This is a genomic window from Streptomyces sp. NPDC050388 (genome assembly GCF_040655635.1).
Classification (GTDB): Bacteria; Actinomycetota; Actinomycetes; order Streptomycetales; family Streptomycetaceae; genus Streptomyces.
This window is the reverse complement of record NZ_JBFAKH010000003.1, coordinates 1-16,917: the sequence shown is the minus strand read 5'-3', so window position 1 is coordinate 16,917 and position 16,917 is coordinate 1. Positions and strand designations below refer to the sequence as shown.

The following is a 16,917-nucleotide window of genomic DNA, read 5'->3' as shown; positions in this document are numbered from 1 at the left end:
ACGGGCCGGTCGTCTCGTCAGTTCCCCAGGGTCAGCCGGGGTCTGGGGGCGTCCGTGCGACCGGTCCGCGGGGGTCTGCGGCCGGCCAGGTAGGGCGCGGGCCAGACGACGCCCTCCCCCTCGTAGCCCTGCTCGGCCGCCGCGTGCAGGGTCCAGTGCGGGTCGTAGAGGTGGGGGCGGGCCAGCGCGCACAGGTCCGCGCGTCCGGCCAGGATCAGCGAGTTGACGTCGTCCCAGGAGGAGATCGCGCCGACGGCGATCACGGGGACACCGGCGCGGTGGCGGATGCGGTCGGCGAACGGCGTCTGGTAGGAACGGCCGAACTCCGGCTTCTCGTCGGACACGACCTGCCCGGTGGACACGTCGATCGCGTCGGCGCCGTGCGCGGCGAAGGCGCGGGCGATCGCGGCGGCGTCCTCGGCCGTGGTGCCGCCGTCGGCCCAGTCGGTGGCGGAGAGGCGGACGGTCATGGGCCGTTGCTCCGGCCACACCGCACGGACGGCGTCGAAGACCTCCAGCGGGAAGCGGAGCCGGTGCTCGAGCGGGCCGCCGTAGGCGTCGGTGCGGCGGTTGGTCAGCGGGGAGAGGAAGCCGGAGAGCAGATAGCCGTGGGCGCAGTGCAGTTCGAGCAGGTCGAACCCGGCGTGCGCGGCCCGCTCGGCCGCCGAGGCGAACTGATCACGGATGTCGTCGAGTTGGGTGCCGGTCAGCTCGTGCGGGGTCTGGCTGTCCGGCCGGTAGGGCAGGGGGGAGGCGGCGACGAGGGGCCAGTTGCCGGTGTCCAGCGGTTCGTCCATGCCCTCCCACATCAGCTTGGTCGAGCCCTTGCGGCCGCTGTGGCCGAGCTGTACGCCGATCGCGGTGCCGGGTGCCGCCGCGTGCGCGAAGTCGGTGATCCGCCGCCATGCCGCGGCCTGACCGTCGGTGTAGAGACCGGCGCAGCCGGGCGTGATGCGTCCCTCGGCGCTCACGCACACCATCTCCGTCATGACCAGCCCGGCTCCGCCCAGCGCACGGGCGCCCAGGTGGACGAGGTGGAAGTCGCCGGGGACGCCGTCGGTGGCCGAGTACATGTCCATGGGTGAGACGACGACCCGGTTGCGCAGGGTCAGTTCGCGCAGCCGCAGCGGGGTGAACATCGGGGGCGTGCCGGGCGGGCAGCCGAACTCGCGCTCCACGGCCCCGGTGAAGCGGGCGTCGCGCAGGCGCAGGTTGTCGTGGGTGACGCGGCGGCTGCGGGTGAGCAGGTTGAAGGCGAACTGCCGGGGCGGCTCCGCGAGATACAGCTCCAGGTCCTCGAACCACTCCAGGCTGGCCCGTGCCGCCCGCTGGGTGGAGGTGACCACGGGCCGCCGTTCCGTCTCGTACGCATTCAACGCGGCGTGCAGCGTGGGGTGTTCCCGCAGGCAGGCGGCCAGGGCCAGGGCGTCCTCGACGGCGAGCTTGGTGCCGGAGCCGATGGAGAAGTGGGCGGTGTGGGCGGCGTCGCCGAGGAGCACGACGTTGCCGTGTGACCAGCGGTCGTTGACGACCGTGCGGAAGGCCGTCCACGTCGACTTGTTGGACCGCAGCGGGCGGCCGCGGAGGGCGTCGGCGAAGATCTTGGCGCAGCGCTCGATCGACTGTTCCTCGTCGAGTTCACCGAACCCGGCGGCCCGCCACACCTCCTCGCGCATCTCGACGATCACCGTGGAGGCGTCGGTGGAGAAGGGGTAGCCGTGCAGTTGCATCACGCCGTGCGGGGTCTCGGCGATCTCGAAGCGGAAGGCGTCGAAGGCGAAGTCCGCGGCCAGCCAGATGTAGCGGCAGCGGTGCTCGGTGATCCGGGGCCGGAAGGCGTCCGCGAAGGCGGCGCGGGTGCCGCTGTGCACCCCGTCGGCGGCCATCACCAGGTCGTACGCCCCAGCCAGGTGTGCGGGGTCCGGCGCCTCGGCGCGAAAGCGCAGGTCGACGCCGAGGGAGCGGCAACGGTCGTGCAGGATCTCCAGCAGCCGGCGCCGGCCGAGGGCGGCGAAGCCGTGGCCGCCGGAGGTGTGGCGTACCCCGCGGTGGACGATGTCGATGTCGTCCCAGCGGACGAAGTCCGCCCGGAGCGCCGCGTGGACCACCGGGTCGGCGTGCTCGATGCCGCCGAGGGTCTCGTCGGACAGGACGACGCCGAAGCCGAAGGTGTCGTCGGGGGCGTTGCGCTCCCAGACGGTGACCTCGCGCGCGGGATCGAGACGTTTGAGCAGCGCCGCCGCGTACAGACCGCCGGGCCCGCCCCCGATCACCGCGACCCTCCGGACGCCGGCGCCCGTCCCGGCTCCGGTGTCCGGCACGGCTACCGCCCCCGCCATTTCGGGGGGCGCTTCTCGGTGAAGGCCGCGTGGAACTCGGCGTAGTCCTCACCGTTCATGAGCAGGGCCTGGGTGGCGGCGTCCAGCTCGACGGCGGCGGCCAGGGGCATGTCCAGTTCGGCCGTGAGCAGTGCCTTGGTCTGGGCGTACGCCAGCGCCGGGCCGTCGGCCAGGCGGCGGGCGAGTGCCTGGGCGGCCTCGTCGGCACCGCCGTCGTCGGCGAGGACGCTGATCAGGCCGATCCGCTCGGCCTCGGGCGCCCGGACCGGTTCGCCGAGCATCAGCAGCCGGGTCGCGTGGCCGAGGCCGACCACCCGGGGCAGCAGATAGGCGGCGCCCATGTCGCCGCCGGACAGGCCGACCCGGGTGAAGAGGAAGGCGAAGCGGGCGGTGGGATCGGCGACCCGGAAGTCCGCGGCCAGGGCGAGGACGGCACCGGCGCCCGCCGCGACCCCGTGCACCGCGGCGATCACCGGGAACGGGCACTCCCGGATCGCCCGTACGGTCTGCCCGGTCATCCGGTTGAAGTCGAGGAGCTGGGCGGTGTCCATGCCGAGGGTCGCGCCGATGATCTCGTCGACGTCACCGCCGGAGCAGAAGCCGCGCCCCTCCCCGGCCAGCACCAGGGCCCGCACCGCCCGCTCCCGGGACAGCTCGGCGAGCAGGTCGCGCAGGTCGGCGTAGGCGCCGAAGGTGAGCGCGTTGAGCTTGTCGGGGCGGGCGAGGGTGATGGTGGCGACGCCGTCGGCGAGGTCGACGCGCAGATGCTCCCAGCGGGGGGTGCGGGCGGCGGAGCCGGTGAAGGGACTCATGAGGGCGGCCTCCTCGGGCGGGCGCGCCGCGCGGTCTCGCACTGCGGCTGCTGCCCTGCTCACTGAGCTCTACCCCGCGAAGCTATCATTCATCTATGACTGTCGTCAGGAGTGCGCGACAGATGGATCCGGGTACCCCTGAGAGGACTCGTACGGGGCCCCGTACGATTGAGTGATTGAAAGCAGGACCGCCTGCCTGCTCTCCCCGATCGGATCCCTGTGCACGAATCCCTGACCTCCCCTTCCTGGCGCGTCGCACTGCCGCACACCACCGCGGCCGTGCCCGTCGCCCGTGCACTGGTCCGTACGGCACTGGCCGAACGGCAGCACGCCGCGGACAGCGACACGGCGGAACTGCTCACCGCCGAGCTGGTGGCCAACGCGGTGGAGCACACCTCGGGGAACACACCGATCGAACTGGTGGTGGAGCTGCTGCCGACCGGCTGCCGGGTCGAGGTGCACGACGGCGACCCGGCTCCGCCCGGCGACCTGACCCGCCCCACCCCCGGCGCGCCGGACCCCTGGCAGGAGCACGGGCGGGGGCTGCTGCTGATCCGCGCCCTGAGCGCCTCGTGCGGTCACCGCCTCACCGAGTCCGGCAAGGCGGTGTGGTTCCGGCTGCCGGTGATACCGCACCAGCGCCGACCCTCCTGAGAACGCCGGCGCCGCCCCGCCCGGACCGCAGGGCCTGTGTGCAAACCCGCGCCCGGGCCCGAGGGGCCTGGCACCTCCGCCTCCCGCGTTGTCGTCAGTCGCGATGGCTCCGCCATCACTCCCTCCTCCGCCTTGGATTCGAAGGCACCAGGCCCCTCGGGCTGATCCGACCGGGGGTTTGCACACAGGCCCTCAGGCCAGGGTCGCCACCAGGACCGCCTTGATCGTGTGCATCCGGTTCTCCGCCTCGTCGAAGACGATCGAGTGGTCCGACTCGAACACCTCGTCGGTCACCTCCAGCGACTCCAGACCGTGCTTCTCGTACACCTCGCGCCCGACCAGGGTGCCCAGGTCGTGGAAGGCCGGCAGGCAGTGCAGGAAGCGGACGTCGGGATTGCCGGTGGCGCGCAGGACGTCCATGGTCACCGCGTACGGCGCGAGGGCGGAGATCCGCTCGTCCCAGACCTCCTGGGGCTCCCCCATGGAGACCCAGACGTCGGTGGCGACGAAGTCGGCGCCCGCGACCCCCTCGGTGATCTCCTCGGTGAGCGTGATGCGGGCCCCGCTGGACTCCGCGAGCACCTGCGCCCGGTCGACGACCTCCTGGGCGGGCCAGTACGTCTTCGGGGCGACGATCCGCACGTCCATGCCCAGCAGGGCCGCGGTGACGAGGTAGGAGTTGCCCATGTTGAAGCGGGCGTCGCCGAGGTAGGCGAAGGCGATCTCCGTGACCGGCTTGCCGCTGTGCTCGGTCATGGTGAGCACGTCGGCGAGCATCTGGGTGGGGTGCCACTCGTCGGTCAGGCCGTTGTAGACGGGCACGCCCGCGTGCTCGGCGAGGGTCTCCACGGTGGACTGGGAGTCACCCCGGAACTCGATGGCGTCGAACATCCGGCCGAGCACCCGCGCGGTGTCCTTCGCGGACTCCTTCTTCCCGATGTGCGAGCCGCTCGGGTCGATGTACGTCGTGAAGGCGCCCTGGTCGGCGGCGGCCACCTCGAAGGCGCAGCGGGTGCGCGTCGAGGGCTTCTCGAAGATCAGCGCGATGTTCCTGCCCTGGAGGTGCCGGATCTCGGCCCCGGCCTTCTTGGCGGCCTTCAGCTCTGCGGCCAGGTCGAGCAGGCCGAGGAACTCCTGCGCGGTGAAGTCCACCTCCTTGAGGAAGTGGCGGCCGGCGAGGGCGGTCGGGACTGTCGCCATGGGGGCGCTCCAGAGGTGCAGGTACAGGTTGACACGTGGAACTCTATACGAATCCCAGAATTTATATGCAAACGTCTGTCGGCGCCCCTACACCGCGTCCCGCTCGACCGGGCAGCTCATGCAGCGCGGTCCGCCCCTCCCCCGGCCGAGTTCGCTGCCGGGGATCTCGATCACCTCGATGCCCTGCTTGCGCAGATGCGTGTTGGTGGTGGCGTTGCGTTCGTAGGCGACGACGACGCCCGGTTCCACGGCCAGGACGTTGCAGCCGTCGTCCCACTGCTCGCGCTCGGCGGCGTGGACGTCCTGGGTCGCGGTCAGCACCCGGATCTCGCTGAGCCCGAGCGCGGCGGCGATGGCCCGGTGCATGTGCTCCGGCGGATGGTCGGTGACCTTGAGCTCCTTGTCCCCGGCACCGGGTTCGATGGTGTACGAACGGAGCATGCCGAGACCGGCGTACTGGGTGAAGGTGTCGCCGTCGATCATCGTCATCACCGTGTCCAGGTGCATGACGGCGCGCCTCTTCGGCATGTCGAGGGCGACGATGGTGTCGGCGGAGCCGGCGGCGAACAGCTTGTGCGCGAGCATCTCCACGGCCTGCGGGGTGGTCCGCTCGCTCATGCCGATCAGCACCGCGCCGTTGCCGATGACCAGGACGTCCCCTCCCTCGATGGTGGACGGGTAGTCCGCCTGCCCCTCGGACCAGACGTGGAAGTCCTCCCCGCGGAACAGCGGGTGGTGCCGGTAGATCGCCTCGAAGTGCACGGTCTCGTGCTGCCGGGCGGGCCAGCGCATGGCGTTGATGGAGACACCGTCGTAGATCCAGGCGGAGGTGTCCCGGGTGAAGAGGTGGTTGGGCAGCGGGCGGAGCAGGAAGTCGTCGAGCTCCATGGCGTGGAAGCGCACGGACGTCGGTTCGGGGTGGACGTCCAGGAACTCCCGCTTGGTCATCCCGCCGACCAGCGCCTCGGTGAGCTCGGCCGCGGGCAGCGGCTCGAACGCCGCACGGAGGTGGTCGGTGGCCAGCGGGCCGTACTCCTTCTCGTCGAAGACACGGTCCAGGACGAGCTCGCGGGCCGCCGGGATGTCCAGCGTCGAGGCGAGCAGATCACCGAAGAGGTGGACGGTGACCCCCCGGTCGCGCAGGACGTCGGCGAACCCGTCGTGCTCGGCGCGCGCCCGGCGCACCCAGAGCACGTCGTCGAAGAGCAGGGCGTCCTTGTTGCTGGGGGTGAGCCTTTTGAGCTCGAGATCGGGCCGGTGCAGGATGACGCGGCGCAGCCGTCCGGCCTCGGAGTCGACGTGGTAGGTCATGTATCCATCCTGACCACCCACGCGGAGATTCACCCCTCCGCGGACGGGACGGAAATCGACTTTCCCCGGCCGGTGCGCGACGGCCCGAACGGACCGGGGCGGACCTGGGCAGGCCGGGGTGAACCGGGGGCTGCCGGGGCGGACCGGGGGGCCGCCGGGTGGCGGGCCCCCGGTCGAGGGCGGCAGTCGGACGGCCGACGGCGAGGAGTGCGCCGGGGCCGCTACAGTCGCGGGTCCACCGGCTCCGACTCCAGTGCCAGGACACCGAAGACCGCCTCGTGCACCCGCCACAGCGGCTCGCCCTCGGCGAGCCGGTCCAGGGCCTCCAGGCCGAGCGCGTACTCGCGGACGGCCAGGGACCGCTTGTGGCCCAGGAACCGGCCGCGCAGCCGGGCCAGGTTCTCGGGTCGCGTGTACTCGGGACCGTAGATGATCCGCAGGTACTCGCGGCCCCGGCACTTGATGCCGGGCTGCACCAGGCGGCCCCGCGGATCGCGGGCCAGGGCGCCGACCGGCTTGACGACCATGCCCTCGCCGCCGCGTCCGGTCATCTCCAGCCACCAGTCGACGCCGGACCGCACCGACTCCGGGTCGGCGGGGTCGACGTACAGGCGGCGGGTGGTCCGCAGCAGGCCGGTGGCGTCGTGTTCGACCATGCGGTCGAGCAGGGCGAGCTGCTCGTCGTGCGGCAGGGCGGCGAGGCTGCGGCCCTGGACGGCGAGGATCTGGAACGGGGCGAGGCGTACGCCGTCCAGTCCGTCGGTGGGCCAGCAGTAGCGGCGGTAGGCGTCGGTGAACGCGGCGGCGTCGTCGGCGCGTTCACGCTGGCGGTCCAGGAGCTCCTTCACCTCCACGCCCCGGGCGGCGGCCTTCTCCAGGGCCGCCAGCGCGCCCGGGAACACCGCGCCGGAGGCGGCGCCCACGGCGGCGTACTGCGAGCGCAGCAGCCCGGACGCCTTCAGCGACCACGGCATCAACTCGGCGTCCAGCAGCAGCCATTCCGTCTCGAGCGTGTTCCAGAGCCCGGCCTCGGTGATCGCCGTGCGCAGCCGGCCGAGGATCTCCTCGGTGACCGCGGCGTCGTCGAAGAACGGGCGGCCGGTACGGGTGTAGAGCGATCCGGCCGGGCCGTCCTCGACGCCGAAGTGCCTTCGGGTCGCGTCCGCGTCCCGGCAGACCAGGGCGACCGCCCGCGAACCCATGTGCTTCTCCTCGCACACGACACGCTCGACCCCGTCCTCCCGGTACTGGGCGAAGGCCTCGACCGGGTGCTCCAGGTAACCCTCCAGGTGGGAGGTGGCCGTGGGGGCCATGGTCGGCGGGAGGTAGGGCAGCAGGCGCGGGTCGATCGCGAAGCGGCTCATGACCTCCAGCGCGGCGGCGGCGTTCTCCTCGCGCACGGCCACCCGGCCGGCGTGCCGGGTCTCCACGCCCCGGCGGCCGTGCACGTCGGCGAGGTCCAGCGGACGGCCGTCCTGCCCGCCGGGGGCCTCGGTGCGCAGCGGGCGGGTGGGCTCGTACCAGACCCGCTCGGCCGGCACGTCGACCAGTTCCCGCTCCGGCCAGCGCAGCGCGGTGAGCTTGCCGCCGAAGACGGCGCCGGTGTCCAGGCAGATGGTGTTGTTCAGCCAGGTCGCCTCGGGGACCGGGGTGTGGCCGTAGACGACGGCGGCCCGGCCCCGGTAGTCCTCGGCCCACGGGTAGCGCACGGGCAGGCCGAACTCGTCGGTCTCACCGGTGGTGTCGCCGTACAGGGCGTGGCTGCGGACCCGGCCGGAGGTACGGCCGTGGTACTTCTCCGGCAGCCCGGCGTGGCAGACGACCAGCCTGCCGCCGTCGAGGACGTAGTGGCTGACCAGGCCGTCGACGAACTCCCGTACCTCGGCGCGGAACTCCTCGCTCTCGCGGTCCATCTGCTCGATGGTCTCCGCGAGTCCGTGGGTGTGCTGGACCTTGCGGCCCTTCAGGTACCGGCCGAACTTGTTCTCGTGGTTGCCGGGCACGCACAGCGCGTTGCCCGACTTCACCATGGACATCACCCGGCGCAGCACACCCGGGCTGTCCGGGCCGCGGTCGACGAGGTCACCCACGAAGACCGCGGTGCGGCCCTCGGGGTGCACGCCGTCGGTGTAGCCCAACGTGCCGAGCAGCGACTCCAGTTCGGTGGCACAGCCGTGGACGTCGCCGATGACGTCGAAGGGGCCGGTGAGGTGGGTGAGGTCGTTGTACCGCTTCTCGGTGACGACGGCGGCGTTCTCGACCTCGGCGACACCGCGCAGGACGTGCACCTTGCGGAAGCCCTCGCGCTCCAGGCTCCGCAGGGAGCGGCGGAGTTCGCGGATGTGCCGCTGGACGACCCGGCGGGGCATGTCCGCGCGGTCGGCGCGGGCCGCGTTGCGCTCGGCGCAGACCTCCTCGGGCACGTCGAGCACGATGGCTATCGGCAGCACGTCGTACTGCCTGGCCAGGTCGATCAGTTGGCGTCTGGCGTCCTGCTGGACGCTGGTGGCGTCGACGACGGTGCGACGGCCCGCGGCGAGCCGCTTGCCCGCGATGTAGTGCAGGACGTCGAAGGCGTCCCCGGACGCACTCTGGTCGTTCTCGTCGTCGGCGACCAGGCCGCGGCAGAAGTCGGAGGAGATGACCTCGGTGGGCTTGAAGTGGCGGCGGGCGAAGGTGGACTTGCCCGATCCGGAGGCCCCGACGAGGACGACGAGGGAGAGGTCGGTGACGGGCAGGACCCGGCCCCCGGCGCTTCGGGCTTCGGCAGTGCTCTCGCTGCTCATGCCGCCTTCGCCTCCTTCTTCTCGTCCTTCACGTCTTCGGTCACGAACACGGCCATCTGGGTGGGCGGGCCGACCTCGGGGTCGTCCGGCCCCACGGGTACGAACTCGACGTCGTAGCCGTGTCGTTCGGCGACCTCGGCCGCCCAGGCACGGAACTCCTCACGGGTCCACTCGAAGCGGTGGTCGCCGTGCCGGACGTGCCCGGCGGGCAGGGTCTCCCAGCGCACGTTGTACTCGACGTTCGGGGTGGTCACGAGGACCGTGCGGGGGCGGGCCGTGCCGAACACGGCGTACTCCAGGGCGGGCAGCCTCGGCAGGTCGAGGTGCTCGATCACCTCGCTGAGCACGGCCGCGTCGTACCCCTTGAGCCGCTTGTCGGTGTACGACAGCGAGCCCTGGAGGAGCCTCACCCGGGACGCCTGCCGCTCCCCCATGCGGTCCAGCTTGAGCCGCCGGGAGGCGATGGTGAGCGCGCGCATGGACACGTCGAGGCCCACGATCTCGGTGAAGGCCGGGTTCCGCAGCAGCTCCTGCACCAACTGGCCCTGGCCGCACCCGAGGTCGAGCACCCGGGTGGCCCCGGACGCGCGCAGCGCGGCGACGATCGCGTCCCGGCGCCGCACGGCGAGCGGTGTCGGCTTCTCCTCGCTCTCCGTCTCCTCCCCCACGGCGTTGTCGATCTCCTCGACCTCGCTGTCGTCCGCCTCGGCCAGCCGGACCAGCTCGAGCCGTTCCATCGCCTCCCTCGTCAGCGACCAGCGGCGGGTGAGGTAACGGCTGGTGATCAGCTTCTGCTCCGGGTGGCCGGGCAGCCAGCCCTCACCGGCGCGCAGCAGCTTGTCCACCTCGTCGGGCGCCACCCAGTAGTGCTTGGCGTCGTCGAGGACGGGGAGCAGGACGTAGAGGTGGCGCAGGGCCCCGGCGAGGGTGAGGGTGTCCGCCTCCAGGACGAGGCGTACGTACCGCGAGTCGCCCCACTGCGGGAACTCGGTGTCCAGCGGCACCGGCTCGGCCGTGACCGTCCAGCCGAGCGGCTCGAAGAGCCGGCCGACCAGGGCGGGGCCGCCGCGCGCGGGCAGTGCGGGTACCTCGATGCGCAACGGCAGCGGCTGCCCCGGCAGCTCCGGGCGGGCCTTGCACACACCGCGCATCGCGCTGGAGAAGACCGCGCTCAGCGCGACGGCGAGCAGCGAGGACGCCGCGTAGGGGCGGTCGTTGACGTACTGCGCGAGCGCTGCGTCGGGAGCGCCGCCCCGGCCCTTGCCCCTGCCCCGCCGGACCAGCGCCACCGCGTCCACCTCCAGCAGCAGCGCCGCCGTGCAGCGCTCGGCATCCGCCTCGGGGTAGAGGACGTGCGCCGTGCCGTAGGAGGTGGAGAACGCCTGCGCCTTCCCGGGATGCTTGTGCAGCAGGAAGCCCAGGTCGGTCGCGGGGCGCTCGGGGTCGCCGGTGGTACTGATCGTCAGGAACACATAACCGAGTATGGGCGGCGTCGGGCCCATACCGATACTCGATTACCTCGCGAACGACGGCGGAGCGGTTCACAGCTTCCCGAGTCGAGAGCGCGAGTTCGGTTCTCGTCACCCGCTCCACGACACCCCCCAGGTCAAAGACCCGGGTGCTTTGCCGTCCGGACCAGTGAACGGCCGGCACACCTCAGGGAGGGGTGCCGAGGAAGGGCTCCGCCCGTACGTCCGCACCAGGCGGGCCTGGTCTCAGCTGCGGGGAATCCACTGACCGGGAGAGAGGTCCGCTCCGGGCAGTCCCTCGGGAAGCAGCTGCCGAGCGCCCGCGGTCGCCTCACGGGACCCCGGGGTCCCGCAGAGCGCCTGGACGATGTGTTTGTTGATGGCGAAGTCGATCGCGCTCGGCTCCAGCGCTGTACCGTCCTCGTTGAGCCGCTGGTACTTCATGAGGTTCCATCCCATGGCGAGTTGGCGCTTGCCGTCGCGGCTGGACAACGCGACGGTGCCGGCACCGAAGACCGCTCCGTCGTGGCCCCAGAAGCGGCCGCAGCCGAGCAGGTCGAGCACGTAGATGCCGAGGCCGTAGTCGATGCTGCCACCGCCGACGGTGACGGGGACCGTGCGCAGCATCTCGCTCAGGGCGGCTGGTCCGATCAACCTGCCCGCCAGCAGGGCGCGGTAGAAGCGGTTCAGGTCGTCGGTGGTCGAGACGATCGCACCCGCGGTGGACGCCCAGGACATGTCGTAGACGCTGTAGTCACGAGGCGGGTCGATCAGGCCGTAGAAGGACTCGTACATCCGGGAGTGCGGGCCCTTGATGTACGGGGTGCGCGGGTAGGAGGTCGCGTGCAGCCCGGCCCGGTCCATGACATTGCGGGTGATGTACGTCCCGGCGTTCTGGCCGGTGACCTTCTCCAGGAGCAGCCCGGCGATCACGTAGTTGGTGTTGGAGTACGACCCCGGCTGCTCGCCGGGCCGTCCCGTGGCGGGTGCCGCCAGACCGAGCCGCACCAGTTCCTCGGGGCGGATGGAACGGAAGCGTTCTTCGTCGAGGCTGGCCGCGGAGTTGTCGGCGAAGGAGGGGAAGGCGCCCAGGAAGTAGTCGCCGATGCCGCTGGTGTGGTTGAGGAGCATCCGTACGGTCACGTCCCGGCCCCGCTCCCCCTCGACCAGGTCCGGGAGGTACTCGCCGACCGCCGCGTCGAGCCGGATCCGGCCGCGTTCCACCTGCTGGAGCACCGCGACGGCGGTGAACGTCTTGCTGATGCTGCCCACTCGGTGCCGCATGCCGGGCCTGACCGGACGCCCGGTGTCCACGTCGGCGAGCCCGGACGCGCCGGTCCACCGCTCAGTCCCCTCACGAACGGACGAGTAGCCGCCGTACATGCCCGCTTCGTGGACAGCATCCAGCGTGGTACGCAGAGCGGCGCGGTCCAAGGACTCGGCCGCCGACGAGGCGGTTCCGGTGCCGGCCGATGCCGTCGGCACCGCGGTGACCATGAACAGCGCGGCGCCGAGGACGACTCCGGCAAGTCGGTTGATGCGCAAGGGTTTCCCTTCCTGGTGGCGAACCGTTCCGGAGCAATCCTCATGGGTCATCAATACGGCTTACATCCTTCCGGCGGACGATCACCAGCACAGCCGGTCCCCTGACGTCTCGTCACTTCCCGGGGTTACGGCCGCATCCCCCATTTCAAGGGCGCCGAACAAGCCGCGGCCCGACTCACGACACTCCCGGCCTGGCAGCGCGCGAGCGTCGTCAAATCCGTACCGGACAAGGCTCAGCTCCCGGTCCGTGCACGGGCCCTGGAGGAGGGCAAAACCGTCTGCATGGCGGTACCGAAGCTGGCCACCCCCAAGCCCTTCTACCTCCTCGACCCGGCCAACCTCACCGTCCCACCCATCGAGGCCGCAGCCGGCCGCATCGCCGCCGCCATCGCCCCCACCGTCGAGGTCGACGCCCTCCGACCGCTGGACCTGATCATCCTCGGCAGCGTCGCCGTCCACCGCGACGGCGCCCGCATCGGCAAGGGCGCCGGCTACTCCGACATCGAGTTCGCCCTGCTCACCGAGGCCGGCCTGGTGACGCCGGAGACCCTCGTCGTCACCACCGTCCACGCCCTCCAGGTGACCGACACCCCGATCCCCACCACCGCGCACGACGTCGGCGTCGACCTGATCGTGACCCCCGACGAAACCATCACCTGCCCGAACCTCCACCGCCCCTCAGGAGTCGACTGGTCGGCCCTCACCGCAGAGAAGATCGCCGCAATCCCGGCACTCTCGGCTCGACAGGGCGCCCGACGACCTCAGCGGGAAGCGTTCGATCCCTGCGCCGCACCGACTCCTGAATCCCTGTGCTCATGACAGACTCACCTGTCAGTCATCCTTGAGGAGGTCCCCCTGCCATGCGCCACTTGGCCACCGTGGCGGCCGGCATCGCGGCCGTCGTCCTGCTCACCGGCTGTGGCGCCGACAATGCCGGGAAAGCACCTGCCCCGACGCCGACGAGCGGAGCATCGGCCACGCCGGGGCTCAATAGTTCGTTCGACGTCGAGGCGGCGCTCAAGAACGCTGATCCAGCGCCTTACTCGGCTGAGATCGCGACGGAGACCTATACGGGCTCTACGCTGACGATCGTCATGGCCGGTCGGATCAACTTCAACGGATCAGCCCCTACGGGCAAAGTGACCTTGACGACCTCCGACAGTGTCCCGGAGGACCAAGCGTTCGGTATGGAGACGATCCTGCTGGAGGACGCCACCTACTCGCGAACACTTGATGACGAGGGAGCAGTTGGGGAGTGGCAGCGTATGGGGCTGGACTCCTCGAGCGCGGGCGTAGCTGACTACGGTGCTTACGCACAGCTGCTCTTGGGCTTCGGGCCGAAGGCCCGAAAGGGTCCAGAGGAGGTGGACGGAGCCCCGGCGTACCGACTTTCCGGGAAACTCACCCAGGACCAGCTCCGGATGGTGGACCGTCGGCTGTACGACAGGATGCGTGCCGCGAGCATCAAGGAGTTCGCCTGTGACGTGTGGGTCAACGAATCCGGCCGAGTCGTGCGTTTCGAGCAGTGGCTGAAGGTGTCCGGCAACTCAGCGCACAACGTCGTGACTCTCAAGGATTTCAGCGCCCCGGTGCCTGTGAGCACGCCCGAGTAGCTCCATTCCAACCAGCGTGCCTTGTCAAGACGGGGCAGGGCGGCTGACATCAGCGGCTGACACCACCAAGGGCGAACAGAGACGGACGGCGCCGGACCTCAGGGGACTGTCGACCAAAGTACACAGCCGGTTGGTGACGTCGCAGCCGCACCAGGTCAGCAAGCCCGTCGACCCCGTAGAGCCCGAGCTTCCCAAGCTGAGGGCTCAAGCGCCGTGGGCACGGGCCAGTTGTCGTGCCTTGCCCTGGTCGACGGCAGTGGCAGCGTGGTTGAGCCCGGTGGGGGTGCGGCGAGGCACACGCGTGCGTGGTCGGCCGACACACCCGCCGTCGTGGCTGACTGTCGTCGGCTGGGTTCACACGAGGGTCCGCCGCACGCCGGTGCACGCGATCAGCCTGTTGCCGTCCTCGGCGAGGAACAGCATGAACATCCACACTCGTCCGGGTAGACACGAGCAGAAACCAGGAGAGCTCGCCAACTGGCAAACTTCTCCGCGAGGACGACAACCGCCGCGCAAGGCATCTGGGGCGTGCATCGAAAGTGGATCAAGCCGTAGTGGCGAGTTCGACGAGGTGCCGGGCTGTGCCGGCGGGATCGATGATCTGATGGAGGTGCGCGCCGGGCAGGTGCGCCACGCGCCAGCCGCGCTCACGCGCCTTGGCGGCAAGGCCGTCATACGGAGGGCCGAACAGCAAGTAGGAACAGGAATGGTCGTCCCAGGAGTCGGGGACCGGGATGTGCTGCTCGTAGTAGGACAGCGGCAGGGTGGGCTGCTCCTCGATGACGGTCTGCCGCACCAGCGGATCGGGGAACATGGGTGCGACGTCTGCCTCGTCCCACCAGTCGGTCCAGCGGGGCAGCCTGCCGTTCACCGCCATCGGGCGAAGGAACTCCAGCACCTCGGGTGGGGCGACAGGGGTCGGTCCGATCCGGGCCGGCAGGGCGGCATCGACGAAGATCGAGCTGGTCACCGGATGGTCGAGGCCCGAGCGAATCACCGGGAGGAACAGGCCTGCGTTGCTGTGTACCACCAACGTGACGGGACTGCCGGCCGGGACCTGTCGCAGGTCGTCGCGGACGGCGTCCACAATGCGGGGCCAGAAGGGCGGAGCACCGGCGCCTACGTGCAGCAGGGACGGCACCCGCACCTGGTATCCCGCCGCCGTCAGGTGTTCGGCCACAGGTTGCCAGGTTGAGGGACCCACGGACGGACTGTGCACGAGAACGAAGAGCGGCTGCATGTGACGATCCTGCCGCCCATGCCAGGGGAGGCGGGGCGGTATTGGCTGACAGCAGAACGCTTCGTTCCGAACAAGCCCGTGTCCCAGCAGGGCCGTTCACAGTCATTCGTCGATGGCCGCGACCAGCACGGTGGCTTCGTAGCGGACCGCGAGCTTGTCGTACCGCGTGGCCACCGCCCGATGCCTCTTGAGGCGGTTGATGCCGCACTCGACCGCATGCCGGGCCTTGTAGTCCTGCGGGTCGAACTTCGGCGGCCGGCCGCCGCGGGAGCCGCGTTTCTTGCGGTTGCGGGCCTGGTCGGCCTTGTCCGGGATGGTGCAGCGGATCCTGCGGCGCCGCAGGGAGGCGCGGTTCCTGCGGGAGGCGTGCGCCTTGTCGGCGCGCACTCGATCGGGACGGACGCGCGGTCGGCCCGACCCGATGCGGGGCACGCGGACCTTTGCCAGAACGGGTTCGAACTGCGGCGAGTCCCCGCGCTGCCCGGCCGTCACCACGAGCGACATGGGCTTTTGGCCCTGCTCGACGGCCAGGTGCAGCTTGGTGGTGAACCCGCCGCGCGAGCGTCCCAGCCCGTGATCACGGGGCTCGGTGAAGACACCGCCCGGCGGTTCCTTCTGCAGGTCACCCTGTTTCCGGGCCCCGGCCGCATGCTGATGGGCGCGGCACACCGTGGAGTCGACGCTCAGGTCCCACGTGATCGCACCTTTCGCGTCGGCCAGGCATTGGAGCCGGGTGAGGACCCGGTGCCAGGTGCCGGTCCGCTGCCATCGGCGGAACAGGTCGTAGATCCGGCCCCACGGCCCGTACTCGGCGGGTACGTCCCGCCAGGGAACCCCCGTCCGAACCCGGAACCGTATGCCGTCGATCAGCTGCCGCCGGGGCCAGACGGGCGGCCGTCCCGCCTTCGTCCCCTTCGGCAACAACGGCTCCAGCACTCCCCACTGTTCGTCCGTGAGATCTCCTCGCGCCATGAACCACGATCATTCACCGCTCAAGATCCACTTTCGATACACGGCCTAGCCGCAGCCACTGGTGTGGACGGTCACGTAATTCCCCAGGAGCTGGACGGGGTGTGGGGCGTCCGGCCTGTGGCTGACGGAAACTGTTCGACGGACCGGGCCGGGACAGGCCATGATGCGCACTCGTGACGGCGATGAAGCAGTACGTGATCCGGGCCGCCGCCCGCAACAACGCCGAGTGGTGCGCGTCGATGAGCCGATCGCACGGTTTGGCGGGCGAGTTCGGGGTGCAGGCTTGGGCCGTCCCGGCCCGGCCGCCGCTGCACTACCCCGACGCGGTGACGCTGCTGCCAGGGACCGATGCCGCCGCGCTGGTGGACCGGATCGACACCACCGCTCCCGGCGCCTGCGTCAAGGACAGCTTCGCCGACCTCGATCTGGCGGGGGCCGGCTTCGAGGTGCTGTTCGACGCGCAGTGGATCCACCGCCCGGCGAGCGCGCCGACCACCTCACCGGATCTCGCCTGGGGCGTGGTCAGCGACCGGGACACGTTGCGGTCCTGGGCCCTTGCCTGGGATGACGCGGACGGCAACGCGGGCCTCTTCCGGCCCGAATTGCTCGCTGACCCGGCCACGTCCGTGCTCGTCGGACACTCCGCGGACGGTCTGGTGGCCGCTGGGGCGGTGGCGAGCCGCAACGACCATGTGGTCGGAATCTCCAACGTCTTCGCGGTGGAGGGCGGCGCTGACCGGGCCTGGCCGGTGGTGCTGGACGCAGTGCACCGGCTGTTCCCGACTCTGCCCGTGGTTGGCTATGAGCGCGGCGCGGACCTGGATGTCGCCGTCCGCCATGGCTTCGAGGCGGTAGGTCCGCTGCGGGTCTGGCTGCACGGCTACTGATCTTCTCGTAAGTTCGGTGGGTGTGGTGGGCGGATGGTCAGGCCGGTATGGGCGAGGAATGACCATGGCAGTCGGGGGTTGGCGTTGAT

At 70.8% G+C, this 16,917-nt stretch carries 13 protein-coding genes; 4 read left to right on the top strand and 9 right to left on the bottom strand.

All coding sequences use genetic code 11. From position 1 onward, the window contains the following. Positions 1-17: 17 nt before the first annotated feature. Together AB0I73_RS02535 and AB0I73_RS02530 are read right to left on the bottom strand one after the other, a co-directional pair. Positions 18-2,339: a bifunctional salicylyl-CoA 5-hydroxylase/oxidoreductase gene (locus tag AB0I73_RS02535; protein WP_363032992.1), complete on the bottom strand. Its 2,322-nt coding sequence runs from the start codon at positions 2,337-2,339 to the stop codon at positions 18-20. Next, complete coding sequence (locus AB0I73_RS02530) at positions 2,324-3,151, bottom strand: enoyl-CoA hydratase family protein (RefSeq protein ID WP_363032990.1); 828 nt, start codon at positions 3,149-3,151, stop codon at positions 2,324-2,326. The genes AB0I73_RS02535 and AB0I73_RS02530 overlap by 16 nt, the downstream gene beginning before the upstream one ends. 219 nt (positions 3,152-3,370) lie before the next feature. Here AB0I73_RS02530 and AB0I73_RS02525 point away from each other — a divergent pair, with 219 nt between their 5' ends. Beyond that, positions 3,371-3,805 (top strand): ATP-binding protein, encoded by a 435-nt coding sequence (locus tag AB0I73_RS02525; RefSeq protein WP_363032988.1) that lies wholly within the window; start codon positions 3,371-3,373, stop codon positions 3,803-3,805. 192 nt (positions 3,806-3,997) lie between these two features. Here AB0I73_RS02525 and argF read toward each other — a convergent pair whose 3' ends face one another. The 5 genes from argF to AB0I73_RS02500 form a co-directional block, all read right to left on the bottom strand. Further along, entirely contained in the window at positions 3,998-5,005 is a 1,008-nt protein-coding gene (gene argF / locus AB0I73_RS02520; protein WP_363032986.1) for an ornithine carbamoyltransferase, read from the bottom strand. An 87-nt stretch (positions 5,006-5,092) separates the two neighbouring features. Further along, the gene (locus tag AB0I73_RS02515) at positions 5,093-6,316 is read right to left on the bottom strand and encodes an arginine deiminase (protein ID WP_363032984.1); all 1,224 of its coding nucleotides are present in this window, start codon (positions 6,314-6,316) and stop codon (positions 5,093-5,095) included. Positions 6,317-6,537: 221 nt separating this feature from the next. After that, the gene (locus AB0I73_RS02510; RefSeq protein ID WP_363032982.1) at positions 6,538-9,102 is read right to left on the bottom strand and encodes a polynucleotide kinase-phosphatase; all 2,565 of its coding nucleotides are present in this window, start codon (positions 9,100-9,102) and stop codon (positions 6,538-6,540) included. After that, positions 9,099-10,574 (bottom strand): 3' terminal RNA ribose 2'-O-methyltransferase Hen1, encoded by a 1,476-nt coding sequence (locus tag AB0I73_RS02505; RefSeq protein ID WP_363032980.1) that lies wholly within the window; start codon positions 10,572-10,574, stop codon positions 9,099-9,101. The genes AB0I73_RS02510 and AB0I73_RS02505 overlap by 4 nt, the downstream gene beginning before the upstream one ends. Positions 10,575-10,817: 243 nt before the next feature. Then, positions 10,818-12,116 (bottom strand): serine hydrolase domain-containing protein, encoded by a 1,299-nt coding sequence (locus AB0I73_RS02500; RefSeq protein ID WP_363032977.1) that lies wholly within the window; start codon positions 12,114-12,116, stop codon positions 10,818-10,820. Positions 12,117-12,251: 135 nt separating this feature from the next. On the opposite strand from AB0I73_RS02500, the gene AB0I73_RS02495 reads away from it, so the two are divergent. Continuing rightward, positions 12,252-12,935, top strand: coding sequence for a 5-formyltetrahydrofolate cyclo-ligase (locus tag AB0I73_RS02495; RefSeq protein ID WP_363033268.1), 684 nt, complete (start codon positions 12,252-12,254; stop codon positions 12,933-12,935). Positions 12,936-12,976: 41 nt separating this feature from the next. Further along, complete coding sequence (locus AB0I73_RS02490) at positions 12,977-13,729, top strand: hypothetical protein (RefSeq protein ID WP_363032975.1); 753 nt, start codon at positions 12,977-12,979, stop codon at positions 13,727-13,729. 544 nt (positions 13,730-14,273) lie between these two features. On the opposite strand, the gene AB0I73_RS02485 is transcribed toward AB0I73_RS02490, so the two are convergent. Beyond that, complete coding sequence (locus AB0I73_RS02485; protein ID WP_363032973.1) at positions 14,274-14,909, bottom strand: alpha/beta hydrolase; 636 nt, start codon at positions 14,907-14,909, stop codon at positions 14,274-14,276. A gap of 162 nt (positions 14,910-15,071) precedes the next feature. Beyond that, positions 15,072-15,941, bottom strand: coding sequence for an IS5 family transposase (locus AB0I73_RS02480; protein WP_363032971.1), 870 nt, complete (start codon positions 15,939-15,941; stop codon positions 15,072-15,074). A gap of 173 nt (positions 15,942-16,114) precedes the next feature. Here AB0I73_RS02480 and AB0I73_RS02475 point away from each other — a divergent pair, with 173 nt between their 5' ends. After that, positions 16,115-16,828, top strand: coding sequence for a hypothetical protein (locus AB0I73_RS02475; protein ID WP_363032969.1), 714 nt, complete (start codon positions 16,115-16,117; stop codon positions 16,826-16,828). The last annotated feature ends 89 nt before the right edge of the window (positions 16,829-16,917 follow it).

Excerpts from the sequence above, each read along its gene's own strand:
- AB0I73_RS02535 (WP_363032992.1), bottom strand. The coding sequence starts at position 2,339 with ATGGCGGGGGCGGTAGCCGTGCCGGACACCGGAGCCGGGACGGGCGCC.
- AB0I73_RS02530 (WP_363032990.1), bottom strand. The coding sequence starts at position 3,151 with ATGAGTCCCTTCACCGGCTCCGCCGCCCGCACCCCCCGCTGGGAGCAT.
- argF (WP_363032986.1), bottom strand. The coding sequence starts at position 5,005 with ATGGCGACAGTCCCGACCGCCCTCGCCGGCCGCCACTTCCTCAAGGAG.
- AB0I73_RS02515 (WP_363032984.1), bottom strand. The coding sequence starts at position 6,316 with ATGACCTACCACGTCGACTCCGAGGCCGGACGGCTGCGCCGCGTCATC.
- AB0I73_RS02510 (WP_363032982.1), bottom strand. The coding sequence starts at position 9,102 with ATGAGCAGCGAGAGCACTGCCGAAGCCCGAAGCGCCGGGGGCCGGGTC.
- AB0I73_RS02490 (WP_363032975.1), top strand. The coding sequence starts at position 12,977 with ATGCGCCACTTGGCCACCGTGGCGGCCGGCATCGCGGCCGTCGTCCTG.
- AB0I73_RS02480 (WP_363032971.1), bottom strand. The coding sequence starts at position 15,941 with ATGGCGCGAGGAGATCTCACGGACGAACAGTGGGGAGTGCTGGAGCCG.